Source organism: Bombella favorum, from assembly GCF_014048475.1.
In the GTDB taxonomy this organism is placed as follows: Bacteria; Pseudomonadota; Alphaproteobacteria; order Acetobacterales; family Acetobacteraceae; genus Bombella; species Bombella favorum.
Window position 1 is genome coordinate 31466 of record NZ_NWUS01000004.1, and the last position, 26389, is coordinate 57854.

General features: G+C 56.5%; 18 protein-coding genes and 1 riboswitch. Of the genes, 8 read left to right on the forward strand and 10 right to left on the reverse strand.

The window, feature by feature from the left end; translation table 11 throughout:
* Positions 1-49 precede the first annotated feature (49 nt).
* Positions 50-1474: an amino acid permease gene (locus tag CPA57_RS08435; protein WP_182082374.1), complete on the reverse strand. Its 1425-nt coding sequence runs from the start codon at positions 1472-1474 to the stop codon at positions 50-52.
* A 191-nt stretch (positions 1475-1665) separates the two neighbouring features.
* The gene (locus CPA57_RS08440) at positions 1666-2274 is read right to left on the reverse strand and encodes a TetR/AcrR family transcriptional regulator (RefSeq protein ID WP_182082375.1); all 609 of its coding nucleotides are present in this window, start codon (positions 2272-2274) and stop codon (positions 1666-1668) included.
* Positions 2275-2609: 335 nt separating this feature from the next.
* On the opposite strand from CPA57_RS08440, the gene CPA57_RS08445 reads away from it, so the two are divergent.
* The 4 genes from CPA57_RS08445 to CPA57_RS08460 are packed head-to-tail and all read left to right on the forward strand — an operon-like array spanning position 2610 to position 8730.
* Positions 2610-3710 carry an efflux RND transporter periplasmic adaptor subunit gene (locus CPA57_RS08445; RefSeq protein WP_229709369.1) on the forward strand — a complete coding sequence of 367 codons (1101 nt, stop codon included), beginning with the start codon at positions 2610-2612 and terminating at the stop codon, positions 3708-3710.
* A 6-nt stretch (positions 3711-3716) separates the two neighbouring features.
* Positions 3717-6860, forward strand: a complete 3144-nt coding sequence (locus CPA57_RS08450) for an efflux RND transporter permease subunit (protein WP_182082377.1) — start codon at positions 3717-3719, stop codon at positions 6858-6860.
* 2 nt (positions 6861-6862) lie between these two features.
* Positions 6863-8350 carry an efflux transporter outer membrane subunit gene (locus CPA57_RS08455; protein WP_182082404.1) on the forward strand — a complete coding sequence of 496 codons (1488 nt, stop codon included), beginning with the start codon at positions 6863-6865 and terminating at the stop codon, positions 8348-8350.
* Between the two features lie 26 nt (positions 8351-8376).
* The gene (locus CPA57_RS08460) at positions 8377-8730 is read left to right on the forward strand and encodes a hypothetical protein (protein ID WP_182082378.1); all 354 of its coding nucleotides are present in this window, start codon (positions 8377-8379) and stop codon (positions 8728-8730) included.
* 26 nt (positions 8731-8756) lie between these two features.
* Here the strand turns inward: CPA57_RS08460 and pnuC are convergent, their stop codons facing one another.
* From pnuC to CPA57_RS08475, 3 genes are read right to left on the reverse strand one after another with little or no spacing between them, the layout of a single operon-like run.
* A complete protein-coding gene (gene pnuC / locus CPA57_RS08465) occupies positions 8757-9329 on the reverse strand; it encodes a nicotinamide riboside transporter PnuC (protein WP_182082379.1) in 573 nt (190 codons plus the stop codon).
* 4 nt (positions 9330-9333) lie between these two features.
* A complete protein-coding gene (locus CPA57_RS08470) occupies positions 9334-10458 on the reverse strand; it encodes a phosphotransferase enzyme family protein (protein ID WP_182082380.1) in 1125 nt (374 codons plus the stop codon).
* A gap of 2 nt (positions 10459-10460) precedes the next feature.
* Entirely contained in the window at positions 10461-12848 is a 2388-nt protein-coding gene (locus tag CPA57_RS08475) for a TonB-dependent receptor (protein ID WP_229709366.1), read from the reverse strand.
* An 80-nt stretch (positions 12849-12928) separates the two neighbouring features.
* Positions 12929-13044: riboswitch (TPP riboswitch) on the reverse strand.
* A 151-nt stretch (positions 13045-13195) separates the two neighbouring features.
* Between CPA57_RS08475 and rpe the strand changes: the two genes are divergently transcribed.
* On the forward strand, positions 13196-13873 hold the full coding sequence (rpe, locus tag CPA57_RS08480; RefSeq protein ID WP_182082381.1) for a ribulose-phosphate 3-epimerase: 678 nt from the start codon (positions 13196-13198) through the stop codon (positions 13871-13873).
* Between the two features lie 48 nt (positions 13874-13921).
* Entirely contained in the window at positions 13922-15520 is a 1599-nt protein-coding gene (locus CPA57_RS08485; RefSeq protein ID WP_229709367.1) for a heparinase II/III family protein, read from the forward strand.
* 6 nt (positions 15521-15526) lie between these two features.
* Here the strand turns inward: CPA57_RS08485 and CPA57_RS08490 are convergent, their stop codons facing one another.
* From CPA57_RS08490 to CPA57_RS08510, 5 genes are all read right to left on the reverse strand, one after another.
* The gene (locus tag CPA57_RS08490; protein ID WP_182082383.1) at positions 15527-16744 is read right to left on the reverse strand and encodes a GIY-YIG nuclease family protein; all 1218 of its coding nucleotides are present in this window, start codon (positions 16742-16744) and stop codon (positions 15527-15529) included.
* A 4-nt stretch (positions 16745-16748) separates the two neighbouring features.
* Positions 16749-18827: a DEAD/DEAH box helicase gene (locus CPA57_RS08495; protein ID WP_182082384.1), complete on the reverse strand. Its 2079-nt coding sequence runs from the start codon at positions 18825-18827 to the stop codon at positions 16749-16751.
* Positions 18828-18831: 4 nt separating this feature from the next.
* Positions 18832-21582, reverse strand: a complete 2751-nt coding sequence (locus tag CPA57_RS08500) for a class I SAM-dependent DNA methyltransferase (RefSeq protein WP_182082385.1) — start codon at positions 21580-21582, stop codon at positions 18832-18834.
* A 126-nt stretch (positions 21583-21708) separates the two neighbouring features.
* On the reverse strand, positions 21709-22959 hold the full coding sequence (gene tyrS / locus CPA57_RS08505) for a tyrosine--tRNA ligase (RefSeq protein ID WP_182082386.1): 1251 nt from the start codon (positions 22957-22959) through the stop codon (positions 21709-21711).
* Positions 22960-23006: 47 nt separating this feature from the next.
* On the reverse strand, positions 23007-23702 hold the full coding sequence (locus CPA57_RS08510) for an alpha/beta hydrolase (RefSeq protein WP_077397182.1): 696 nt from the start codon (positions 23700-23702) through the stop codon (positions 23007-23009).
* 322 nt (positions 23703-24024) lie between these two features.
* Here CPA57_RS08510 and CPA57_RS08515 point away from each other — a divergent pair, with 322 nt between their 5' ends.
* Both CPA57_RS08515 and CPA57_RS08520 read left to right on the forward strand, forming a co-directional pair.
* A complete protein-coding gene (locus CPA57_RS08515; protein WP_182082387.1) occupies positions 24025-25233 on the forward strand; it encodes a cysteine desulfurase family protein in 1209 nt (402 codons plus the stop codon).
* A complete protein-coding gene (locus tag CPA57_RS08520) occupies positions 25223-26389 on the forward strand; it encodes a cysteine desulfurase family protein (RefSeq protein ID WP_182082388.1) in 1167 nt (388 codons plus the stop codon). Before CPA57_RS08515 ends, CPA57_RS08520 begins: the two co-directional genes overlap by 11 nt.

Here is a 26389-nt window from a genome sequence, read left to right on the forward strand (position 1 = left end):
CAGGCATCAAAGCCTGTCGGGGGTTTTCTTTAGGAGTCTTTGCGTATGGTCAGTCCTCGGAGTCGCTCTCTTTATCGTTGCGCTTGAGGATCATCCACCCGCCATAGAAGACCAGTGCCAGAATGGGGATGGACCCAACTGTGATGGTGCCGGACGGATAATCAAATGCCATCATGACTAGTACGAGCAGCAGGAAGGCTAGAGTCAGCCAGCCGGTATAGGGTGCTCCCGGCATGGCAAACCCTGTTCTGGCGATGCGGCCCTGCCGGATGGCTTTGTGTAGGCGTAGCTGGCAGAGCAGGATAGTGGCCCACGTTCCCAAAATCCCCAGAGAGGATATGCTCAGCACGATCTCAAATATCTGCGTGGGGTACAGATAATTCATCAGAACGCCGATGAGGTAGATGAAGAGTGTCGCACCAATCCCCACATAGGGGACGGCGTTACGGTTCAGCTTACTCATAGCCTGTGGAGCGGAGCCCCCAAGGGCCAGAGCCCGCAGAATACGCCCAGTGGAGTACAAGCCAGAATTGAGGCTGGAGAGGGCTGCCGTCAGCACCACAAAGTTCATGATGCTGTCTGCTGCGGGCAGGCCCAATTTGTGGAAGAAGGTCACAAACGGGCTTTCACCAGCATGATAGGCCGACCACGGCATAAGGCAGACCAGCAGGGCAACCGAGCCGACATAGAAGACAACAATACGCCAGATCACGCTGTTGACAGCATTGGGGACGACTTTGCGTGGGTTTTCACATTCCCCGGCAGCAATGCCGATGAGCTCCGTTGCGGCATAGGCAAAGACGACACCCTGAATCAGCATCAGAGATGCCACGACCCCATGGGGGAATATGCCGCCAAATTCGGTAATGAGATGGGCACCCGGTGCATAGGGGCCAACATGCGTGCCGCTTAGCAGGACATAGCCGCCTACACCGAGGAAGATGAGCAGCGTGAGGACTTTTACCAGCGAGAACCAGAATTCAATCTCGCCGAAATAGCGCACACCAGTAAGATTAACGGCCCCGACCACAAGCAATGCGCCCAGTGCAATCAGCCATTGAGGGATATCGCCAAAGATCGGCCAGTAATGGATGTAGAGCGCAATGGCCGTAATATCGACAATGCCAGTCATGGCCCAGTTGAGGAAGAAGAACCACCCTGCCGCATAGGCGGCTCCCTCACCAAGGAACTCACGCGCATAGGTGACAAAGCTGCCACTGCTGGGGCGGTACATCACCAGCTCTCCCATGGCCCGAAGGATCATGAAGGCACATAGGCCACAGATCGCATAAGTGATGGCAAGGGAGGGACCGGCAATCTGGAGACGGGATCCCGCTCCCAGAAACAGCCCGGTACCGATGGCGCCACCAATGGCGATCATCTGCACATGCCGGCGGCTCAGGTCTTTTTGATAGCCTTCATCTGCCGCATTGGCCTGTTTGGGGAGGTTCTGGTCGGGGGGAGAAGTAGTCATGCGATGATCCTGCAATGGTCGGTCTGGAGGGCCATAGCCCGGCAGGTGGTACCTTTTCGCTTCTGTCTGGTCTGCCATGTGTTTTACGAATAGATTCTATAACCAACGCTCAAGGCTTTGCCAATGCGCAGTGCTACGAAAGCAGTTCTTAACAGGTTATTATTGTATTGTTGCTGGTCTGCCCTGTTTTTTTATGGGGGAGTTGTGCGGCAGCCATGCAGAAAAATGCGTAAGCCCTCTTCGAGATAGTGATGCAGGTTGTCCTTATCTCGTGCGAGGTTGCAATGGGCGAGTCGGCTGAGCATAGGTGCCCCGATGGTTAGGCCGAAGAGATGGTCGGCCGCATCAGCCGCATTGTCGAAGTGCAGCCGCCCGGCTTTTTTCTGCTCATCTAGCCAGTTTCGCATGCTCGTTTTGCTATCAGCCGTATGAAATAGTTCAGTCATGAGCTGCTGAATGGAGGGGGAGCGGTTCGTCTCACCAATAATAGTCCGCAGCAGGCCAAGGCGTTTCTCACAAAGGAGGATGTCCGCCATTTTGAAGATCATGCCCCGGAGCTGTTCTTCCATCCCGATGTCTGGAGTGAGCGAGGGGGTTAGCGGTACAAAAAGCTCGGAAAGCAGAAGCTGCTCTACTAAAACTCGTTTGGAAGGGAAAAAAAGGTAGAGTGTCTTTTTGGACATGCCCGCATGGTGGGCGATGTGATCCATCGTGGTGCGGTGGTAACCCTGTTGCTGCAACAGGGTGCAGGCCACCCGGAGAATGGTTTCACGGCGGTCCGTGCCATCATGAGGCTGCATAATACCACACTCCCTGTGAGATGGAAAAGAAAGCCAACTTCTTGCCCGATCTTTGCATAGGGCTGTCAAGCTTTAATCAGAAAAGATGTCTCCAGCATGAGATTTTTGGCCTAGTTGGGAGGGGGAGGGATTGACCGGTAGATAGGAAACTAATTAGTTTCCGTCTCCACTTGTTTTTTATGATGATACATGGTGCAGGTTGGCTTAGTTGCTTCTAGCCCCATTGTCCCATGTTTATTTTTTAGAGAGCCTGCCTGTCTATGCCCATGATCCGCCCAAAATTGGCTGTCTGCCTGTCCCAAACGGTATTTTATGGCGGCGTGTCTTTGCTGGGCATGAGTGTTCTGGCGGGATGCCAGAAAAAAGCTCCGCCCGCCCCGCCGCCGCAGTCCGTAGCGGTTGTGACCCTCCATGCGCAGAGTGTCCCGCTGGAAACATCCCTCCCGGGGCGGACGGATGCTTACGAGCAAGCACAGATACGCCCGCAGGTCAGCGGGGTTCTGGTCGCTCGTATGTTTGAGGAAGGCAAGGACGTCCAGGCCGGGCAGCCTCTTTATCAGATCTATATTGCACCATTTCAGGCTGCTTATGATCAGGCCCGTGGTCGGCTGATGGAAGCGCAGGCTAGTGCTATTCGTGCTCATGCCCAGCTAAAGCGGTATAAGGCATTGGTCGGGCCGAGGGCGATCAGCCGCCAGGATTATGATAATGCTCTGGCCACATCCCGGCAGGCGGATGCTGAGGTAGTGCAGGCGCAGGCCGCTGTAGAAACGGCTGCGGTCAATCTCAATTATACTCATGTTCAGTCGCCGATTGATGGGCGTATCGGTAGAACGCTTTACACGGCGGGGACGCTGGTGACGGCCAACCAGAGCACGCCTATTGCTGTGGTCACACGGCTGGACCCAATCTATGTGGATGTTAATCTGGCTGCTGAAGATATGATCCGCCTGCGGCGTGAACTGGCATCCGGCCAGTTGGAACGTAAAGGCAACGAAGCAGCTGTGACGCTGGAGCTGCCTGATGGGTCCAGTTACGGACAGACGGGCCAACTGAAACTTTCCGAAGTTACGGTCGACCCCGGTACGGGGACGCTGGTGATGCGTGCTGTTATGCCCAACCCGGATAAATTGCTTCTGCCGGGTATGTTCGTTCATGCACATATTAAGGAAGGAAGTGACCCGAATGCGCTGTTGCTCCCTCAAATTGGAGTGCAGCGGACCCCAAAGGGTGAGCCTTACGTTATGGTGGTTGATGAGCAGAACCATGTCCATATGCGGCTGGTGTCGCTGGGGCAGACGGTTGGCTCTAACTGGATGGCCACCAAAGGGGTGAAAGCCGGGGAGAGGGTGATTGTAGAAGGGTTGCAGAAGGTCAGGCCGGAAGCGTTGGTCAAGCCCTATGAGGCCAATCTGGCCGAGATGGGGTTGGAGTAATAGCGGATGTCACTTTCACGTTTCTTTATTGACCGCCCCATTTTTGCTTGGGTGGTCGGGTTGATCATCATGCTTGTGGGGGGTGTGTCCATCACCCGCATGCCTATTGCCCAATATCCGACCATCGCCCCGCCGCAGATCGCCGTTGCCGTGGATGACCCCGGTGCTTCGGCAGATACGGTCAATAATACGGTAGTACGGCCTATCCTTCAGCAGATGTCTGGGTTGGATCATCTGGAATATCTGTCTGCCCAGTCTTACGGCAGCGGTCATATGGAAATTGACCTGACCTTCGAGCAGGGGACAAATCCCGACATTGCTCAGGTGCAGGTGCAAAACAAGTTGCAGCTTGCCCAGCCGCGTTTGCCGCCAGAGGTAGTAAGCCAAGGGCTGAGCGTCACCAAGGCCGCCAAGAACTTCATGCTTGTTATTGGCTTCATCTCCACAGATGGCAGCATGAACGGGAAGGATATTTCCGATTATGTGGCGTCCAACGTGATGGACCCGCTCTCCCGTATTTCTGGTGTGGGGGATCATACGCTCTTCGGGTCTGAGTATGCCATGCGTATTTGGATGGACCCGGACAAGCTGTACAAATATGGCCTGACCGTAGGAGATGTGCAGAGTGCCATCCAGAGCCAGAACATTCAGGTAGCGTCTGGTGAGTTGGGCGGTCTGCCGGCTCGTAAGGGGGTTGGTTTCGATGCAAACATTATCGGGCCAGTCCGCCTGACAGAGCCAGAACAGTTCAATAGCATGCTGTTGAAGGTCCAGCAGGATGGCAGCCAGGTCCGCATGAAGGATATCGGGCATGTAGAGTTGGGCGCACAGAGCTACAATTTTACATCCCGCTATAACAACGAGCCTGCTACGGCTATGGCGTTGAAGCTGGCCCCCGGTGCTAACCAGATGGTGACGGAAGCGGCTGTTCGGGCCAAGATCGCCCAGCTGTCCCAGTTCTTCCCCAAAGGGCTGAAGGTTGTTTATCCGCTGGATACGGAACCTTTCATCACCCATTCCATTGAGGAAGTGATTGAGACATTGCTGGAAGCCATTGCCTTGGTCTTCATCGTAATGCTTGTGTTCCTTCAGAACTTCCGGGCTACGTTGATTCCGACCATTGCCGTGCCGGTGGTGCTGTTGGGGACATTCGGTATCCTGTCCGTGTTGGGTTACAGCATCAATACGTTGACCATGTTGGCCATGGTGTTGGCCGTGGGGCTGCTGGTGGATGATGCCATCGTGGTGGTGGAAAATGTCGAGCGTGTGATGAGCGAGAAAAAGCTTTCACCACGGGCGGCAGCACGGGAATCTATGGATGAGATTTCCGGTGCGTTGGTGGGTATCGTGCTGGTTCTTAGTGCGGTCTTCCTGCCGATGGCGGCTTTTAGCGGGTCCACCGGGGTGATCTATCGCCAGTTTTCTATCACGGTGGTGGCGGCCATGTGGTTGTCCGTTTTGGTCGCTATGGTCATGACACCGGCCCTCTGTGCCACCATGCTCAAGCCGACCCAGCATGAGGTCCATTTCCGTCCGGCTGTCTGGTTCAACCGTCAGTTTGAATGGCTGACGAACCGCTATATCGGTGGGGTACGGCACATACTGCGTTTGCGTGTTCTGGCGATGGTCATTTTTGCTGGCCTAACAGTTCTGGTTGGTTTCCTGTTCATGAAGGTACCAACAGGCTTCCTGCCGGATGAGGATCAGGCTCTCATTTTCGGGCAGATCAGTATGCCCGCTGGGGCTACAGATGCGCAGACAGGGGCTGTTAACCGCCGGGTTACGGACTATGTGCTGAAGACGTATGGCAGGGATGTTGAATCCGTCTTTACCATGAACGGCTTTAGTTTTGCCGGTCAGGGGCAGAATGCCGGTGCGTTCTTCATCCGTCTCAAGCCGTGGGATGAGCGGCCGGGGTACGAACATTCCAGCATGGCCATTGCCAACAAGATCATGAAGCATTTCTGGGGGGACCCTGCGGCGCAGATTTACGCACTGAACCCTCCCGCTGTGATGGAGCTTGGCAATGCCACGGGGTTTGATCTGGAGCTAGAAGATAACGGCCATATCGGTCATCAGGCCTTCCTTGCTGCCCGTAATAAGCTTCTTGCTGCGGCATCCAAAAATCCGCTTCTTTCTGCTGTGCGCCCGATGGGGCTGGAGGATGCTCCGCAATTCGTGTTGGACCTCAATCGTGAGAAAGCCAATGCGCAGGGCATTAGCAATGCGGATCTCAATACGACCATTCAGGGGGCATTGGGGTCGATTTATGTTAACCAGTTCACCCGGAATGACCGTGTGAAACAGGTTTACATTCAGGGTGAGCCTTTCTCCCGTATGACACCAGAGGACCTAAACCGTTGGTATGTCCGCAATAATGTGGGGGACATGGTGCCCTTTACAGCCTTTGCCTCAGGGCATTGGGTTGTCGGCCCGCAGAAGGTGGAAAACTATAACGGTCTGAACTCTTATGAGATTCAGGGTGTGCCTGCCGTGGGTGTTAGCTCTGGCCGAGCAGTGGAGGAGATTGAGAAGATCATCAAGACTCTTCCGCCGGGTGTCGGGCATGAATGGACAGGCCTGACCTTCGAGCAGCTAGCTTCTGGCAATGCTACGGGGCCGCTCTATGCGCTGGCTGTTATCGTGATCCTGCTTTGCTTGGCGGCCCTTTATGAGAGCTGGGCTATTCCGTTCGCTGTGCTGCTTGTGCTGCCGTTGGGCGTGTTGGGGGCCATTGGCTCGACCCTGTGGCGTGGGCTGAGCAACGACGTGTATTTTCAGGTCGGGTTGCTGACAACGGTCGGCTTGGCTGTGAAGAATGCCATCCTGATCGTGGAATTTGCCAAATTCTTCTATGATCAGGGCGACACGTTAGAGGATGCCGTGCTGAAAGCTGGGCGGGAGCGTCTACGTCCTATCCTGATGACCTCCATTGCCTTTGTCTGCGGTGTGTTCCCACTGGCGATTGCAACAGGTGCGGGGGCGGCCTCCCGTGTGGCTATCGGTACCTGCGTAGTGGGTGGGATGGTTACTGCTACCGTGCTGGCCGTCTATTTTGTGCCGCTGTTCTTTGTGGTTGTGCTGCGTCTCTTCAAGGTCAAGCGACTTTCGGAACGGCACGAGGCAGAGCAGGAAGGAGACCACGCATGAGCATGAAGCAGCAGAGCAGGAACAGGGCTGTCCTTGCGGGGGTGATGGGGCTTGGCAGCCTGCTTCTGTCCTCCTGTAATTTAGCACCTAAATATCATCGGCCAGATCCGGCCGTCTCAAAGGCGTATCCGGCTGATGCCGAGATCAAACCGGGTCAGCCAGTTCATCAGCAGGTGTCCGATCTTGGTTGGGAGGATTTCTTTACCGACCCACGGCTGAAGGCTCTCATCGGCCTATCTCTTGCCAATAACCGGGACCTTGCTGCCCAGATGGCCGCTGTGGCTGCTGAACGTGGGCAGTATCAGGTGCAGAATGCAGCTCTGTTCCCGACTATCTCGGCTGGAGGAGGGGCCCAATATGCTGGGCCTTCCGATACTGCGGGGTTCTCCTTTGCGCCGGGGGCGGGTGAATCCGTCTCTACGCTGCGTTTCTATCAGACCTCTATCGGGTTTTCGTCTTACGAGATCGACCTCTGGGGTCGCATTCGCAACATGAGCCAGGCCCAGAAGCAACAAACACTGGGCACGGCGGAGAATCTGCGGAATCTGTGGATTACGACTGTGTCGCAGGTGGCCAGTACCTACATTCAGTGGTTGGCAGATCGGCGTTTGCTGGACCTCGCCCACCATACGGCCCGCACGAGGGCGGATACGTGGCGTCTCAACAAGCTGGAATATGATCATGACGAGCTGGATGCTCTGACGTTGGCACAGAGTGCGGCAGAACTTGAGCAGGCTCGGTCGGATGAGGAAAAGGAAACACGGGCTGTAGCGGATGACGAGCATGCGTTGCAGCTGCTTGTTGGCGTTCCACTGCCTGCGGATTTGCCACCCCCCTTACCTATGGGGCGGCAGACGATGATTTCCGATCTGCCGGCTGGTTTACCGTCTGATCTATTGCAACAGCGGCCTGACATCATGGCGGCTGAACATAGCTTGCTCGGCGCTCATGCCTCTGTAGGGGCGGCACGGGCGGCGTTTTATCCCCGTGTGACGCTGACAGCGAGTGAAGGGACCAGCTCCCTGCAGTTCCGTCGCTTGTTCAGTCGTTTGGCCGAGACATGGGGTGTGTCCCCCAATATCAGCGTTCCGTTGCTGACATGGGGTGTGAATGAAGGGAACCTGCGGACCGCCAAGGCGAAGCTGCGTCAGAGCGTTGCGGAATATCAGAAGGCTATTCAGTCGGCTTTCCGGGAGGTTTCTGATGCTTTGACCGCTCGGGAAACCTATCGCAGGCAAGATAGTCATATGATCGTGTTGGAGACACAGGCTCAGCGGGCTTACGATCTCGCCCGTATGCGCTATCATGCTGGAATTGATAGTTATCTGACCACATTGGTGCAGGAACGTCAGCTTTATCAGGCCCAGCAGACTCGTATCATGGTCGAGGCGGCACGGTTCCAGAACATGGTGACCCTGTATCGTGCACTCGGTGGTGGCTGGAGCCGGAAAAGCCGGGGTGTAGCCGACACGCCCCCTGGCCATTTATAAGCGGTCGTGTCGAAGGGAGAGGGCGTATGCGTTTTGTGAAACAGGCCGGTTTGCTGGCGGGAGCTGGCATGCTGCTGGTGGGCGTGGTCGGACTAGCCCCGGCGCAGGCTGATGACGTTAATACCATCGTCAGAAAGCCCATGCCTCGCTCCAGCCTGCCCCGTGTTCATGCTGATTATAGCATGTTTCATTTTGTGCCACGGGGTGATGAGGTGACTGTGCAGCCCGAGCGTGACCGCCTTCTTTTCCGTAAGAAAAGCGGTCAGCCAGATGGCTATGCGGAACGTCGTGGGGCTGCCATTGTCTATTACGATGCCAGCGGTAAGCCTATTCGCATCCAGCATCTTACCCCGGAAGAGCTGGACCGGATGAATCAGTAAGAGGATAGCGGTCCCTTGGCAGGGATTTAGCGTTTCCACTTCCAGTAGCCGTACAGGCCGAGGCCGGTATAGCCTGCATAAAGCAGGGCCGTAATGGTGAGTGAGCGGTTGAGGAACAGGCCTGTATAGATCACATCAATGGCGGACCAGAGCAGCCAGCTTTCCCGGTGGCGGCGGGCAGTCCAGAGCTGGGCGAGCAGGCTGGCCCCGCTTAGCCCGCCATCTAGCAGAGGGGTGGGGTCATCACTCCAGTGTTTCAGGGCTAAAATCCAGAGAATGGAGAGAAGCAGGAAGAAACCTGTTTCCAGTACGGCCCGACTGAGGGGAAGAGGCCGGGCCGGAAGTGTGTCTGCTGGAATGGTGGGGAGGTGCTCTACCCCGCTAATGCGTCTTTTTTGTTCCCTAGCCCATAAGGCCCAGCCATAGAGGATGGCGATGCTGAATACTCCTTGCAGCACCGTATCCGCATAGAGATGGGCCTGAAAGAATACTGTGCCATAAAACAGCGTTGCCAGTAGGGAAATGGGCCAGCCGATCATGCGGCGTTGTGCTGTTAGCCAGACGCCAGAAGCACTGAGAAAAGCGGCGATTAGTTCCATGAGGTCAGCTTCCTTTCAGCAGGGTGAGCAGAGCCTGTCCTCTGGCTGTATGGAACCATTGGGCATGACCAATGAGATAGTCCCGCCGGGAAACCTCAGCGGCGTTTTTATTGCCAAGGATATCGCTGTAATAGGCGATTTCCGAGAGGGCGAAGGTAACATGGCAGAGTGGTAGCCAGCAGGCGGTGAGGTGTTTTTCAGCGGGGCTACGGGGCCGCTGGGTATCATAAGCACGCAGGAAGGCCAGAAGCTGCTCCTCCTGCACGGCTGGGGTGCCGTTTGGGTCCAGCCAACTGATGAAGCTGCGTTCTATGGCGACAGCAAGGTCAAAGGCGGCACTGGTCTGGTCACACATGCCAAAATCGAACGCACGGGCAGCCGTGATGTCCTGCCCTTCTATGCGCCAGAGTAGGTTGGCCCCGTGCCAGTCTCCATGCCCCCAGAGTGGATGATCATCCGGAAGTAGAGGATGTAGGGCCGCATGAAAGGGAGCCAGCAGAGGCAGGACATCCCGTTGTAGTGAGGCAGGCGGGTAGAAGGCTGCTAGTCCGCTCTGTTCTGCAGCCCACGGGATCAGACTGTCGGCCAGTCTGCTACCCAGAAGGGGGTGACGTGCCGAGATGAGTGGAGGGTTGTGGCGCGGTGGTGCTTGATAGGTCTCACTAGCCTGATGCAACTGCGCCAGAAGTGTGCCGCTGGATGCTGCTTGGGCTGTGCTGTGATAAGGCCGCCAAGAATCCAGCCCGCGATAGGCGTCTTGCTCCGTAAAGAGGGGGAAGGCTTCGTAAGTATAATCAGGCGTGGCGAGAGCTGTCTGTCCATCCAACATAGGTAGAGGGGCGGAGACGGGCAGGCCCTGCCTAGCTAGATGGCGAGCAAAACGGTGTTCTTCTGTCAGTGTGTCTGCAGAGCGCAGGGCTCGCCCGTGTCGTTTGAGGAACATCCGCCTGCCATCGTCCAGTGCTACGATGGCCGAGGAGGAGAAGGGGCGGCGGCTGTGCCAGAGGAGGGGATTATGGTCCGGCTGGACGCCCCAGCGTGGTAGAAGTGTGGTTATGTCGTTGTCTGTCAAATAGGGCCAGACGCAGCCATTATAACCACTCTCCAGACCAAGGGGGCGTGCCGACATGCTCAGAATCCGGCTGTCAGGCTAGCAAGGGCGGCGAAGGGGGCACCGATATAATAACCCGGTGCCGAGCCGCTAATCCGTGTGCCATGTAGCCCGGTAGTGTCATGTGCGTTCAGCGCGGTGGAGTTGACGCCAGAGAGGTAACGTTGATTGCTGATGTTGCTCAGGTTCAGTCGTAATGTGGGTTGATGAAGGAAGCCCACATTGTTGAAGCGGTAACCAAGGCTTAGATCAGCCGTCATAATGGAAGGGATACGCTCGTCATTCATGAAGGTAGAATATTGGTGGCTCATGTAATGCATGGTGATCATGCTGAAGAAGTGTCCATCATCATAGCGTAATCCGGCGCCCACCTGAAAATGGGGGCTGCGGATCGCCGTCTTGCCTGCTGTTGGTAAGATGTCCCCTCCGGTGGCGATATTATTATCAATACTCGTATGGAGATACTCGAAGGACGCATAGGGGCTAATATGATGCCAGGGCCGTGTACCAAGCTCCACATCCACGCCACGGGAGGTCTGTTTCCCAGCGTTGATGGTCGTGATGATGTTGGGGTTGTTCGCTTCGCCTGTTTGTATCTGCCGGTTGCGGAAATTATAGTTGAAGAAGGTCAGGCTTGCTGTCAGCCAATCCCCCGTGCGGCGGTATCCGAATTCCTCGGCGACTGAATATTCATTCTTCAGGTGGTTGGTCCCGGCCTGACTGATGGAGCCATTGGCTGCTCCATTCGCATCTACGCCAGCATAGCTGTTATAATAGGCAGAGACAGCCGGTGCCCGGAAATTGGTGTTCACATTGAGGAAGATTTGATCCTGCTTCGTGATGTTCCAGCGTAAGCCGAAGCGGGGAAGGGGTTCCTGCCTGTTGCTGGTAACGTTGCGCTGCGAGCCGGGCACATCGTTCGTCCCCCAGCGGTGCAGCATGACCTCCTTAAAGCCAATATCCATAGCCAAGCTGTCATCCATTAAGGAGATATGGTCGCCAATGTAGAGGGCATTGGTCTGCGACATGGTGTGAAAAGCCCCGGCCAGATAGGGGTTGCCATCTGACATGAGGATGCGGTTGCGCCTTTTGTCAGCCCAGATGTTGGCAGCGGAGCCATCATCACCCACGCTCGTGAAGGGCTGACGCTCATTATCATCGGAGTAGTCGTACCAGTAGCCCATGACGAAATCATTCCATTTGTAATGGGCATGGAAGGCCATGTTCACACCGGCCCGATAACTGCGCTGGGTGTAATCAGCCCGGACGGTCTGGCCGTCTCTAACAGGTAGGGAGGACACGGGCTGAGAGCCGTAATAATTCCCCGTGCTGGAGAGCGTGGAACCATAGGGAAAGTTGCCGTAGGCACTCTGGGCATAAGGGGTGATGTCGAAGGAAAAACGCTGGTTGAAGCGCAGATGCACCGGTGCGCCGACATAGAGCGTTTCTTCCGGGTCGCGGGCAAGACGCCAGTAGTTGGTGCTGTTTTCACCGGGCTGGAAATGCTGGGTTAGCTTGCCGCTATGGGTGCCGTAGGTTTTCCAGTCCGCAAGGGAGGTAAAGGGGTAATAGCTGGTATCGGCTTTGTTCCATGACCCCAGAAGGCTGGCATGGCTTCCTTGTCCCCATTCTTTGAGAAGCCTGAAGTCGATATGCTGGCGGGTGTCATACCCTCCGCTGCGCCAGTTGTCCGCATGAGTGTTGGAATAGGAGACAAATCCCCTTACACCGCTATGGCCTATCTCACCTGTTTCCAGCCGGATGAAGCCACGCCTTGTGTTGAAGGACCCATAAGAGAAGGAGGCAAAGCCGCCGGGCTTTAGGGCGGGGTCAAGAAAGGAGAGTTTCATCAGCCCGCCTGCGGCGTTGAGGATAGGGCTGTCCAGATCGGCTGATCCCTGTTGGAGGCCAATCTTGCTGTAATTTTCTGTATCGGCAAACTGGTTGGGGTAGCCATTGTAGGCGGCAATGTCGTTAAGGGGCATTCCCTCCAGCACATAGCCCAGCGCATCGCCATTTAGGCCACGCACGCTGATGTTGGTGTTAGGCGAAATTCCGAACGGGTCGGATGTCATGACATTAGCACCCGGCAGGATGGAGACGAGCTGAAAGGCCGAGGCCATAGGGGCCTGAATGTCCATGTAGCTGCGGCCCACCTCACTGATGGACTGCGTACCATGCTGAGGGCGGATCAGTCCGCCGCCACGTTGGACGACCTCCGGGGTGGCACGGGTGGTGATGTACTCCACCTTTTTGGCCTGCATGGCGTGGGGTGCCTGATGCTTGGCGGGATGGTGGGGCGTGGCGGATTTATGAGCCTGCTTCTGGGAGGCTGCTAGTGCCCAGCCGGGGCTACAGAGAAGTAGAAAGAACGGAGCTGTTTTTCTACCGGAGAAAAATGAACGCATGGAATCTTCGCCTTCGGTATACGACGGTGAAGGTTCGCAGTAGGGGCGTCAGTTCAGGGGGAGTAACGGGGGATAAACCCGCTCTATGCTGTTTCCTGTCCCTTCGCCGGTACGAACCGGATCAGGTTCAAAGGGTTAGATGGGCTAATAGCCATCTTCTCAGCCTTACATCGCAAAGGCACCCCTCGGAACATATCCCTTCGTTAGCAGAGAGGGCGGCCTGTGTCTATTTGCTTTCCCCTTCGCCAGGGTGGTTCCCATAGCCTGTGGGATTCCCTTGTAAAAAAGCCGTATTCTGCCAATATCGCATGCAAATATGCACTGTCGGTTCTTTATATGGAGGTTACATGCCCATCATTGCACCAAGTCTGCTTGCTGCTGATTTTTCCAATCTGCGTCACGAGATGGGCGCTGTTGCGGAAGCACCGTGGCTGCATCTTGATGTCATGGATGGACATTTTGTACCGAATATTTCCTTTGGTATGCCCGTCATCAAGGCGTTGCGCCCCCATAGTAAGGCCCGTTTTGATGCCCATTTGATGATTGAACCGGCCGACCCTTATCTGGCCGCCATGGCGGAAGCCGGTGTGGACCATATCACCGTGCATGTAGAGGGAAATGCTCATCTTCATCGCACATTGCAGACCATCAAAGCACTGGGGTGTAAGGCTGGCGTGGCCATCTGCCCCGCTACACCGCCAGAGGCTTTGTCAGAAGTGATGGACATGGTCGATATCATTTTGGTCATGACGGTCAATCCCGGTTTTGGGGGGCAAAAATTCCTGCATGGTCAGCTGGCTAAGATACGGACCCTTGCTGAGATGATTCGTAAGAGCGGGCGTGACATCGTGCTGGGGGTTGATGGTGGTATTGATGAGACCACTACCCCGCTGGTGACAGAAGCTGGGGCAACCATGCTGGTGGCGGGCTCTGCTATTTTTGGTAAGGATGATCGCAAGGCAGCGATTGAGGGTATGCGTGCCGCTGCCCGGCCAGCCCAGCTTTCAGCCTCGGCAGGGGAATGATGGTTGTTTAGGGCTTGCTGGCGGTATTTCAGGCTGATGTTAGTCTCCATGCCCCGGCGACGGCGGCATGAGGGAGTAAGTCCTGTCTGTCTTTATCAGGACAGGGAGGAAGGCGATGTGGATCAGGGTGCCCTGCTAACGGGGGGCGTGTTTCGCTTCGGCCAGAAGACCTACAGCCTGCCCTTGCGGGGTGTCTGGCAGACCAATAGCTGGCCGGATGATGTTCGCCGCTGGTTCTATGGCTTCGATTGGCTGCGGGATTTGCGGACGCTCGGGACGAATGGGGCCCGGCTTTTGGCCCGGTCCATGGTGGCCTCATGGGCGGACCGCCCGCCAACTGATTCAGTCGCACGGGAAAGCGGCGTGATGGGGCGGCGGCTGGCTAATTGGTTGGGGCATTATGAATTTTGCCTCTCCACCGCTACGGAGGGGACACAGCAGCTGGTTTTGGATGCCGCCGTGCGGGAGGCTCGTCGCCTTTCAGCTATGTTGCCTCTGCCGCCCACGGGGTGGGAAGGGCTGGTCGCCTTGCGGGGGCTGCTGGCTGTTTATATGGCTGTGCCGTATTATGATGGTTTCTTCAAACGGTTTGAGCAGCAACTTCCGCTGGAATTAAAGCGTCTTATGGGTGAAGACGGCATTACCGCCGAGCGCAGCCCGGAGGCACAGTATCGGTGCGTGCAGGAGCTGACAGCCATTCAGGGTATGTTCAGCACCTTGCAATGGATGCCGCCGGATTGTGTGCCGGTGATGTTAGGCCGTGCCTGTGCTGTATTGCGGGCGTTTTGTCATGGTGATGGCGGGTTAGCCCTGTTCAATGGCTCGCAGGAGCGTGGCGCAAAAGCTGTGCAAGACCTGCTGGAACAGGCAGAACGCTATAGGGTTGTTGCGTCTAGCATCAGCAAAGGTGGGTTTGCTCGTCTGACAGCAGGGCGGGCATTGTTGCTGGTGGATGCCGCCGCTCCGCCCTCTGCTGGGATGGATCGTCTGGCTCATGCCGGGACATTGTCTTTTGAATTTTCCCACTATCGGCAGCGGTTGTTTGTCAATTGCGGTGCAGCAGAGGGGGGAGCTTGGCAACGGGCCCTCCGGGGCTCTGCTGCTCATACAATTCTGGTTGTGGATGGGGAGTCCTCGTCTGATTTTGGGGAGGATGGCCATGTGACCCGCCGCCCCTCACAGGTGCGCTACGAAGAGAAACGACAGGGCCGCACGCAGGAACTGCACTTATCGCATAATGGATATTATCCATCTTATGGGGTCGTCTGGTTCCGTTCCCTGTTTCTGGCACCGTCTGGTGAGGAGCTCAGAGGGCAAGAGGTGGTGGAAGGCGAGCGGGATGTGCCCTTTACGTTAAGGTTCCATATTCATCCCGATGTCCGTGTGGAGCGGGAGGATGATGAGATTCTACTCCATGCCCCGTCAGAGATATGGCGTTTTCATCAGGTGGGTGGTGTGTTGTCCTTGGAGGAAGACCTGTATATGGGCCGTGGTGCGCCAGAGCAGACATCCCAGATCACTGTTCAGTCTCTTCCGGGCCGGACTGTGCCCGTGGTGGGGGATGCGGCCGATGCTGGTAGCAGGGCCACAAAGCCCCCCAAACGCCAGCAGAGAGTGGAATGGGTGCTGGAGTATGTGCCTCTTTAGGGGGGATTACTGGGGTGTGTTCTTGCGGATGATGGTCTTCTGGTGGGGGTCATACTCGTAAAGGTGGAGTGTGCCCTCCTGTATGAGGTGGGCTGCCTGACCAATCAGGGCAGCGGGTAGTAGGAACCATTCCTTGGGGTAGATCAGCTTCCCCATACGGTCATGGACGTGCAGTATCGCCCGTGAGGGAGAGAAAAAGCGATGAAGGCAGTCTTCCACCTTGCGATAGGAGAGATTGACCAGCGTATAGGTGGCTACAATCTCCACGGGTGCCATGAGGAAGGTAGGGTCATTGCGGGCATCGGCAACCCGGCGGCGAACATCACCGCTTGTGACACCAATCTTATAAAGTTCTCCACGTAGTTTACGGATGGCCGGAACATCGGAGAGAGAGCGGGCAACATAAATGGTACCGGTGGCGTTGGTGATAGTTTCGCTACCGGCGAGTGGCCCAAGGCCGATGCGGGATATGAAGCGGGCTGTCTTATCTTCTGTTAAGGACTTGCGGAAGGACGACATAAGCGGGTCACTTTCCGTCCCATTGGAGAAGATAATGCGCAGGCGATGTTCTCGGTCGCCGTGGCGATAGGTCTTTTCATATTTCTCGGCGACATAGGCAATGAGACCATTACGGATGAAGAAGTCGCCTTCCGCAGGTTCAAGAATCTGGTTCTTCTTTATACGCTTTGCTTTGCGGGTGCCGTTGGCTATTTCCTGCTGCACAGCCTCGAACAGGGCCTCATAATCTTGAAAATTGTCGCAGGGCGTGATGAAAGCTTGATGCTCTGGCACGGCCCGTTCCGCAGCAGGGCTGGAGTGCCGGAGGGTGAAGAGGCTTTCATCTATGTCCAGGCTATCATCATTGAGGATATCATCCAGTGATTGGGGGATATCCGTAAAGGCCTGTTCATCCCGCCAGTCGGGTAGGGTTGGGGAGGGGGTGGTGGACTCGGCAAGTAACCCCAGCTTGTCAGCCTCCTTCATGGCTGGGGATGGGGTTTGCGCCATACGAGTCCATGCCGCTGCAAGGCACATTTCGTCGTGATCTTCAGCCTTGTTATCTGGGAACCTGCCGTGCTCTTCGTAAAAACGGCTCACCTGTTCCAGAAGATCCAACTCTGTTTTGCGGGTACCTCGCCCCTGTGGAGATGGTGAGGCATCGTCCATAAGTAGGCCGAGTTCGTCATCCTCAGCGAAAATATCTTCCAGTGTGAGGCGTTTCATAGGGTTAGTCCTGCCGCTGGCGTGCTTTGGCTTTGGCTTTGCTAAGATAAAGCCGTACGATAGCAAGGCGTTGTTCCAGCTCGTCGGGTGAATGGGGGTCGGGGTGGCGACCTTCTTGTAGGCAGAAGGCCCGGAAACGGGGCCAGAGGGCTCGAGCCTCGTCATCTGTCATGGGGTAATTCTGGGCGGTGAAAGCGGTCTTGATCTGCGCTAGCAGGGGGGCGTCCATATCACGGGAGATGATTTCAAACCGTTCCTGAAAACAGTTGACGCTGTCGATCAGCTCCATGTCGATATCTTTTACATTGATGAGCCGCCTGACGAGGCTGAGCAACGTGTTAGGCGCACTGGCTGTCTTTTCGTCCTCTGTGGTGGGGCTTGGGCCAATGTCGGGTGAAGGCCTGTTCTCATCGGGGGTGGGTGGAGTGATGTCTTCCTCCGGGAGGGTTTGCCGGGCCAATGTGGAAAGATTGATGCGAGCGGAAAGCTGTTGCCGGACAGATTGCGTCTCATCTTGTGTTAGGTCGGGGTAGCGTTTCTCGATGATGCCAGTCAGCATGGGCTGGTTGAGGACTTCCGGGGCTGTGCTGGGGTTTAGGGCACGGCTGGACATGTGTTGATGGGTGGTGGCGACGAGGTCGTTCATGTCCCGTTCGCAGATGTCACGGGCCCGCTGGGTTGGGGGTTCATCAAGATTGTGGATGCCAATGGTGACATGCCCCTGTGCATCCGTGCTGATAGGCGCACGGATATCACCATCCTCCCGCCTGTAGAACTTGAAGTTGGGTGCCAGAACCTGCTCCATGAGTAGAGAGCCTGAAATGGCCTTGAGCATGTCATTTACGGCATCCTGCACGGCCTGTGTTTCCACTCCCGGCTCGGCGACCAGATTGGTGAAGACAGCCCGTGTTTTGGCGGGTGCGTCCCGTGTGGCTCGGCCGATAATCTGGACGATCTCCGTCAGGGAGGAGCGGTAGCCTATGGTCAGGGCATGTTCGCACCAGACCCAGTCAAACCCTTCCTTAGCCATGCCGAGGGCAATGATGATGTCCACCTTGGCCCGGTCGGCTTCGTCATCCCGTTTGCCATCTGGCCCGGTGATGGTTTTGGCAAGGCTGGCCTTGATGAGGTCCCGGTTGGGGCCATCATCCACAAGGTCAGCCACTTTGAGCAGCTGGCCATCAGGCCGGCGGACCAGATCAAACCCGGTTTCTGGGTCCCGTCTCTCAATCGTGCCGATGAGGTCGATGATCTGCCCGACCTCATTATATTTATCGTCAAAGGCCTCGGATGACCCACGGTGCGGAATATGGATGATGGTCTTGCGTGTGGGGTCCAGAACATCCTTTAGCCCGTTGATGTAGGTCCCTTTATAGAACTCGTAGGAGATGCCCAGTTTCTTGAGGAACTCATACCCCTCTAGCTGTTCGTAATAGCTGTAGGTAATGGGGGTGAAGCGGCTTTCATCTTCCGGGCGGAGAACGGGGATGGAATCCCCTCGGAAGTAGCTGCCCGTCATCGCCATGAGGTGGCAGCGGTCCCGGCTCAGCAATTCCCGCAGGATGAAGCCGAGGCGGTTATTATCCCCCGCTGAGACATGATGAAACTCATCCACAGCGATGAAGCAGGAATCGAAACGCTCCACACCATCTTGTGCGATGACGGCATCATACCCAAAGCGGAAGGTAGCATGGGTGCAGACGAGCACCTGCGCCTTGTCATCCTGTAGAAAATCCTGAAAAGCCCGCACCTTGCGGGGGGAGCTTTCGTCACTGTCGAGGCAGAGATTCCAGCGGTCTTCCACCACCCAGTCACATTCAAAACCGGGGAGGGATGTACTGCGGAAGGAGCCGCCGATGGAGGTCTCCGGCACGCAGATGATGGTTTTTTCCACGTGCTGGTGGCGCATCTTGTCCAGCGCGACGAACATGAGGGCACGGCTTTTCCCGGCGGCGGGCGGGGCCTTGAGGAGAATATGCTGGGCCTGCCGAACATTGTAGACACGCTCCTGCATGGGGCGCATCCCCTGTGCGTTGGTGCCTGCCTTGCTGTGGCCATAGGTCATGGTGAGCATGTTTGCCATTGGGTCAGCCCTCCTGCTTTTTTGTTGTGGAGCGTTTTTTGCGGGTAGTCTGTTTCTTCCGGCTTTGTGCCACATGGGCAGCATAGCGGCGGAAGAGATGCTCAAGCCGCTGTGTATCGTTAGTGAAGGGCTGGCCCTTGTTATACAGCCCCTCCAGCAGGGCATCATTGGCCTGATGTGCCTCCCAGAGATCGGCAGGCATTTTGTCCGGGTCGTACAGTTCGGCCAGAGACTTGTCGAAATAGGACGCCCGTACCCGCATGATCGCCCGCCCGGACTGCTTCAGGGCCTCTTTGTCTGCCTCCGTGAGGGTAGGCACGGGGAAGGTGTGCCAGCCGAGCGTGTTGGAATATTGGAAATCTGTTTTTAGGCGTCCACATACCGTGCCGCTCCATACCCAATGCATGCGTGAAACCAGCAGGGCAAAGCACCATTCTGGGGCGTCATAGAGGACGAAGTTTTTGTTTGAGGAAATCGTATCGGACTTGACACGGAGGACCGGAAGATAGGGGCGGCGTTCCGAGCTGATGCTAGGAACGAGGTAGGCGTGGTTTTGTGGGGCATCATGCTCTCTGAACTGCCAAGGGCGGTCCAGTAGTTTCTGGTTGTTGCGGGCGTCTTTCATGGCAAGACGGGCCGCATATGTAGCCTCTATGCGTTCGGCAATGGGCGGAATCTGTTTTGCCTGTTCCAGCTCTGCATCATCAATCCAGAGGCAATAACGCTCAAGGTCGTTGATCGCTTCTTTAGACCCCATGAAACGCCGGATGAAGGGCTCAGCCTGTGGGGCCTGTTGCAGAAGTCGGTCTTTCTCTTCTGGTGAGAGGATGAGATGGCCGTTATCGGTGGGTTTGTTGCCGTAAGTCATCACAGGCAGGCCAAAGAGGCTTTTGCTAGCTTTTTCTATGAAGACATCCGGAGCATCGAGCAGATAGGCATTGATGTTTGTGGCCTGATGCTCCGTCTCCCCGGTGAAGAGGCGTTTTAGTATTGTTGTGGTCTTGGTTTCCGGGCGGTTTCTCAACCCGACAATGATGCAGATGACAGCGGCATTATGGCTGGCATTGTTGCGCCATTTAAAGGAGGTATGGGCAAAGCTGATTTCTAACGCTTCCCCTAATAAATCGGGCCAAAGGGCATTGACGGCTTGTCCCTGACAAAGTGAGTTGGTGGAAACCAGAGCGGCTTCTGCCTGTCGTCCCTGAATATAGCGGGCGGCTTTGAAGAACCATGCCGCCACATAGTCCAGCCCCTTATAGTTTTTTACGGCACCGGAGAAGGTGATGGCCATGTCGGCTTTCTGCTCTGCGTTCTGGTATGTTGAACCCAGAAACGGCGGATTGCCGATGATGTACACCAGCTCACCATCCCCCGGTGGCGGGCAGACGGCCTCCCAGTCGAGCCGTAGCGCATTACCGCAGACAATATGGGCGGCCTCCCGCAGTGGCAGGGGGGCAATGGCCCGGCCAAAACGCTCGGCAAAGAGGGCATTGGCCTGATATTCCGCAATGAACAGGGCCAGCTTGGCCGTTTCTGCGGCAAAATCGGCACATTCTATGCCATGAAAATTGGCAATCGGGATGGTAGAAAATAGCTCCATCGTGTCATTGCCGTTCAGTGTGGCCAGCCGTTGCAGGATGGTCATTTCCAGCTCTCGCAGCTGGCGATAGGCAATGACAAGAAAATTCCCGGAGCCACAGGCGGGGTCAAAAATATGGATATGACCGAGCTTATGCAGGAGCTTCTGTAGGGCTGCGGGTTTGTCCCAGTCCTTCTGGACCTCGCTGCGTAGACCATCCAGAAAAAGAGGGTCGATGACTTTGCGGATATTGGGGACGGATGTGTAATGCATCCCCAGTTCGGCCCGGATGCCCGTATCCGCAACAGATTGGATCATGGAGCCGAAAATATCGGGGTTGATGTCCTTCCAGTCCAGCGCGCAGGCATCTTTCAGGTAACGGAAGGCCGTAACATCAAAGGTTGGTATGGTGATGTCACCAGCAAATAGCCCGCCATTGACGTATTCTAGCGGGGCTGTCCAGTCCGGCAGGTGGCTGCGTTCATCTTTCGGCAGGTTCATGGCTTCAAACCCGGCCTGAAGGACAATGTGCAGGGCCTCGCCTTCTCTCCCGCCATAGTCCAGCACCAGGCGGCTGAACTGGTCTTTAGGGAAGATGCCGACATCCTCGGAGAATAGGCAGAAGATCAGCCGCATCATGAACTGGTTCATAATGTGTGTATGGCTGGGGTTCTTCCACTCCGGATTATGCCGGATGAGGGCATCATAGAGCTTGGCCAGCTTGCCCGTTGCCTGCACGTCAACGGGGTTTTCCTCTACGGCCCGGTAACGCTCCTTACCAGCAGCGGGGAGGAAGAAGCCAAAATGTTTGGCCATTTCATCCAACGGGCAATGCAGGCTCTCCCCGCTGGCAGGGTGAAAAGCGGCCAGCATGGTACCATCTGTTGTGAGGAGAATGGCCGGCTTTGCCTGCTTGTTGCGGGGCGAGGCCTTCAACTGCTCTAAAACGACATCAACTGTCGCCTGTTCCGTTCCTCCAGCAGGGGCAAAGTGGAAGCGGCGGCTTAGCAGCACGCCACCGGGGAGGTCGGAACGGTTGGTCGCACCTTTGCGGAGCTTATCTACGGTTGCTTTTGCGGCGTCCGTAGCGAGTGCAAAGTCGTAGGGAAATATACTGTCATCAAAGGGCTGAGATGCGAGGTCCGAGAGAGCATCATAGATTTCGGTCGGATTCATAGCATCAGTCCTTTAGTAAGAATAAGGAAGAAGCGAATCACATACTGTCAGTTTTGTCCAGATACGCTACTGCATAGCGTGTAGTCGGAGAGGAAGGTAACGCCTCTCCGACTGTATAACGTGACTTTACCCTACCCGGACGAGGATATGCTTCTTCTTGCCGGAGGAAAGTTTTAGCGCACCATCTGTCAGGTCGGCAGATGTGATGATTTGGTTCTCATCCTTAATGACCACATCATTCAACCGGGCACCACCCCCACGGATGAGACGGCGGGCTTCGCCACCGCTGGCAGCCAGTCCGGCTTCTGCAAAGAGTTTGAAGGCCGGCATCCCCTCAGCAGGTAGGCCAGAGGCAAGCGTGACTTCCGGTAGGGCGGCCTGAACGCTCCCCTGTTCAAACACTTTGCGAGCCGTCTCGGCAGCTTCCTCGGCGGCTTCCCGACCGTGACAGATGGCCGTGGCCTCGGTGGCCAGAATCTTCTTGGCCTCGTTGATCTCTGCCCCTGCCAGTGCACCGAGACGCTCACATTCTTCCACGGGCAGGTCCGTGAACATTTTGAGGAAGCGGCTGACATCGGCATCCTCGGTATTGCGCCAGAACTGCCAGTAATCAAACACAGGCCGCCGTTCCTTGCGGACCCATACGGCCCCGTTGGCGGACTTGCCCATCTTGGCACCGGAGGATGTGGTGACGAGGGGTGTCGTCAGCCCGAACAGGCGGGCACCGTCGGTGCGGCGGGCAAGGTCGATGCCGGAGACGATGTTGCCCCACTGGTCAGAGCCGCCCATCTGGAGGATGGCCCCGTGGCGGCGGTGCAGCTCCCGGAAGTCGAACGCCTGAAGGATGGAGTAGTTGAACTCCAGGAAAGTCAGCCCCTGTTCCCGGTCCAGCCGTTGCTTCACGCTCTCAAAGGAGAGCATCCGGCTGACAGAGAACTGCACACCGACATCTTGAAGCAGGCCGATGTAAGATAGTTTATCCAACCAGTCCGCATTATTGACGAGGCGGCATTTATCATCATCAAAGTTCAGGAATTGCCCAAGAGAAGCCCGCAGGCCGGCGAGATTATGGGTGATAGTCTCATCCGTCATCAGGGAGCGGGCTTCATCACGGAAGGAAGGGTCACCAATCTTTGCCGTGCCGCCGCCAATCAGGGCGATGGGGTTGTGCCCGTGCTTCTGGAGCAGCCGTAGCATCATGATCGACATGGCATTGCCCACATGCAGGGAGTCTGCTGTGGGGTCAAAACCGATATAGGCCGTAATAGGGCCAGCCAGCATGAGTTCATCCAATGCTTCGAAATCTGTGCACTGGAAGATCATGCCACGGGCTTTTGCTTCCCGCAGGAATGGGCTTTTAAGCGTTATATCGGTCATGAAGGGCCTTCTTCCTGGTAGATGTCCTGTCGGCAGGGTGTAGGTAGTTAGCCGACAGCTTCTGCAGCGGGCTCGGGCATTAGGGTGTCTTCGGGGGCGAAGAGGTTCCGCTGCCGGGTTGTCACGTGGTCTTCCAACGCATCGGCAATCAGTTCTGCCTGCTGGGAGAAGATGTGATCAGCCTCGGGGAAGACCCGGTAATCAACCGTGACATTCTTTTGCGTGTTGAGCTTGTCCACCAGTTTATGGATGACGGGCTCCGGCGCCATGCTGTCCTTGCCGCCAGCAATCATCAAGCCGCTGCACGGGCAGGGGGCAAGGAAGTTGAAGTCATAATCATCAGCCGGAGGAGCAACGCTGATCCAGCCACGGATCTCCGGGCGGCGCATAAGCAGCTGCATTCCCACAAAGGCACCGAAGGAGTACCCGGCAATCCACAACTCGGAGGAGTTGGGGTTGATCATCTGCATCCAGTCCAGCGCAGCGGCTGCATCGGAGATTTCCCCGATTCCCCCGTCATAACGCCCCTGAGAACGACCAACACCACGGGAGTTGTAACGCAGGACAGAAAAGCCCATTGTCTGGAAACGCCGATACATGGTGTAGGCGATTCGATTGTTCATCGTCCCCCCATGTAACGGATGTGGATGGATGATCAGGGCAAGCGGGGCGTTTGGGTCTTCAGAGTGATGGTAATGGCCTTCGAGCCGCCCGTCCGGGCCGGCAAACATGACTTCAGGCATGCGTCTCTCACCTTTTTGTCCACCCATTGCCCGTTGAAGGACCAGAGTGGTTGTGCAAACCGATAATGCCCGGGTCCTGTCCGGGGCCCGGGCATAATTTTACGCCCCGGTCAGAAGGCACAGCCCCAGTCCGGGAGGAACATACCGGCGTTGTATATCGGTTCCACCCTCGCAATTTCTACCAAAATCGACTCTTCTCTTCTGGTTTTTTCAAAATGGTAAAGAAGATTGTATCTATCATCGGTCATGAGCATGGCTTGTTGTAGAGTGTTTAGACAAGGCATGACTCTATGCGTATCAGGCAGAGCAGAAGGGGTTTTTCATGATTCAGGAGGCGGCTTTGCGGCAGAGTCCTGTCTATCTCGATGCTAATGCAACCGAGCCCCTGCGCCCTGCTGCTCGGGAGGCTGTGTTAGCTGGGTTGGAGCAAACAGGGAATCCGGCTTCTGTTCATGCCGCAGGGCGTAAGGCCCGTATCATGCTGGAAGAAGTTCGTAAGCAGATGGCTGCAGCATTTGGCAGAGAGGCTGACTGCTGCATTTTTACATCAGGGGGAACAGAGGCGGATACACTTGCCCTGCATGGTTTTGGGCGTGCGGAAGGCCGTGCCATCCTCATTGGTGCTACCGAGCATGATGCCATCCGTAAAGCTGCCCCGGATGCTGCTCTTATCCCAGTAGATGGGCAGGGTGTGATTGACTGCACGGCATTAGAAGAGATGCTGGCGACCCGTACCGCCGGGGAGGGGGGACAGCGGGGGCCACTGGTCTGCATTATGGCCGCTAATAACGAGACGGGGGTATATGCACCTTTGCAGGATGTGGCCGCCCTTTGCCGCCGCTATGGTGCCTTTCTTCATGTGGATGCTGTACAGGCCGCCGGGCGGATGCGGGAACAGGATGAGTTTTCACAGGCTTTGAAGGATGGCTCGCTGGCCGGGGCGAGTCTGGCCCTGTCCGCCCATAAGATGGGTGGCCCCAAAGGGGCGGGGGCGTTGATTCTGCCAGAAGATAGGCCTCTATCCCCTCTGTTGCCCGGTGGTGGGCAGGAGAGGGGACGGCGGGGCGGTACGCCAGCTCTTGCCCTGCATAAAGGCATGGTCGCCGCCTTTGAGGAAAGCCGAAAGCAAGATTGGACCATGTTGGAATCCCTCCGGGACGAACTGGAATCCATCATGGTGAAAGCTGGAGCCCTCATCATGGGTGGTGGTGTGGCCCGTCTGCTCAATACCATCAGTGCTGTTCTTCCCGGTGTAACAGCCCAGATGCAGCTTATGGCGTTGGATATTGAGGGGTATTGCGTGTCGGCTGGTTCGGCTTGCTCGTCTGGCAAGGTGTCTCGGTCTCATGTGCTGGAGGCCATGGGGCAGGGGGAGGCTGCTGGGCAGGCTATTCGTGTGTCCTTGCCGTGGAATGTGAGGGCTGCGGATGTCAGAGCGTTTGGGGAAGCTTATGCACGTATGGCACAGCGTTTTGCCGAACGTGGCTTGTTGAAAAGGCCTGCTTCCTCGGGAGGGTTAGATGGTCGGTAAGGGGGCGTGTTCGTCCGATGGGGTAATCTATTTGGACTATCTCGCCACAACCCCCTGTGACCCCGCCGTGGTGGAGGCGATGCTACCGTGGTTCATGCAACATCCTGCCAATGCGGGGAGTCTGCATGTGCCGGGGCGGCGGGCGGAAGAAGCGGTGGAGCAGGCCAGAGCAGAACTTGCCGCAGCACTTCACGTCAGCCCGCAGGAACTGATTTGGACCTCCGGCGCCACAGAATCCAACAATCTGGCTATTAAGGGGGCGGCCCGTTTCCTGAAAGAACAAGGTGACAAGCGGCGGCGCATCATCACCGTAGCAACGGAACATAAATGCGTGCTGGAGAGTGTTCGCTCTCTGGCGGATGAAGGGTTCGAACCCGTCATCCTGCCCGTGGAGCCGGATGGTCGCTTGTTGCCTGATTGTCTGGAAGATGCTTTGAAGACGCCCGCCCTGCTGGTCAGCATCATGGCGGCGAATAATGAGACGGGCGTGGTACAAGACCTTGCCTCTCTCATACCGCTGGTCAAGCAGGCTGGGGCTCTACTGCATGTGGATATGGCCCAGATGTTCGGTAAGCTGCCTTGCACGTTGGAGGGGGTCGATCTCGCTTCAGTCTCGGCACATAAGATATATGGTCCCAAAGGGGTTGGTGCCTTGTATGTCCGGCGGCGGCCCCGTGTGCGGCTTGCCCCCCTGCTCTCTGGCGGAGGGCAGGAGCGTGGTGTGCGCTCTGGCACGTTGCCTGTGCCGCTGATTGTCGGCATGGGGGTGGCCGCCCGCCTCGCTGTGGAGACGCAGCTTGCTGAGGCAGACCGTCTTGCGGGCTTGCGGGATAGGCTGTGGCAGGGTATGCGGCAGCTGTTCCCGGTGGTGCACCTTAATGGCGCACCGGCCCCACGGCTGCCGGGCGTCTTGAACATATGCCTGCCCGCCGGGCCGGAGGCACGGCAAGCTCTGGCCCTTGTGCCGGGGGTTGCTTTTTCATCAGGTTCGGCCTGTTCGGCAGCATCCGGGGCCCCGTCTTACGTGTTGAAGGCGATGGGGCTGACGGATGTAGAGGCACGCAGGAGCTTGCGCCTGTCGGTAGGACGTTTTACCTCGGCAGGTGATGTGGAGTGCGCAGTGGCCCGTTTTGGGCAGGGCTTTGCCGGGAGGTAA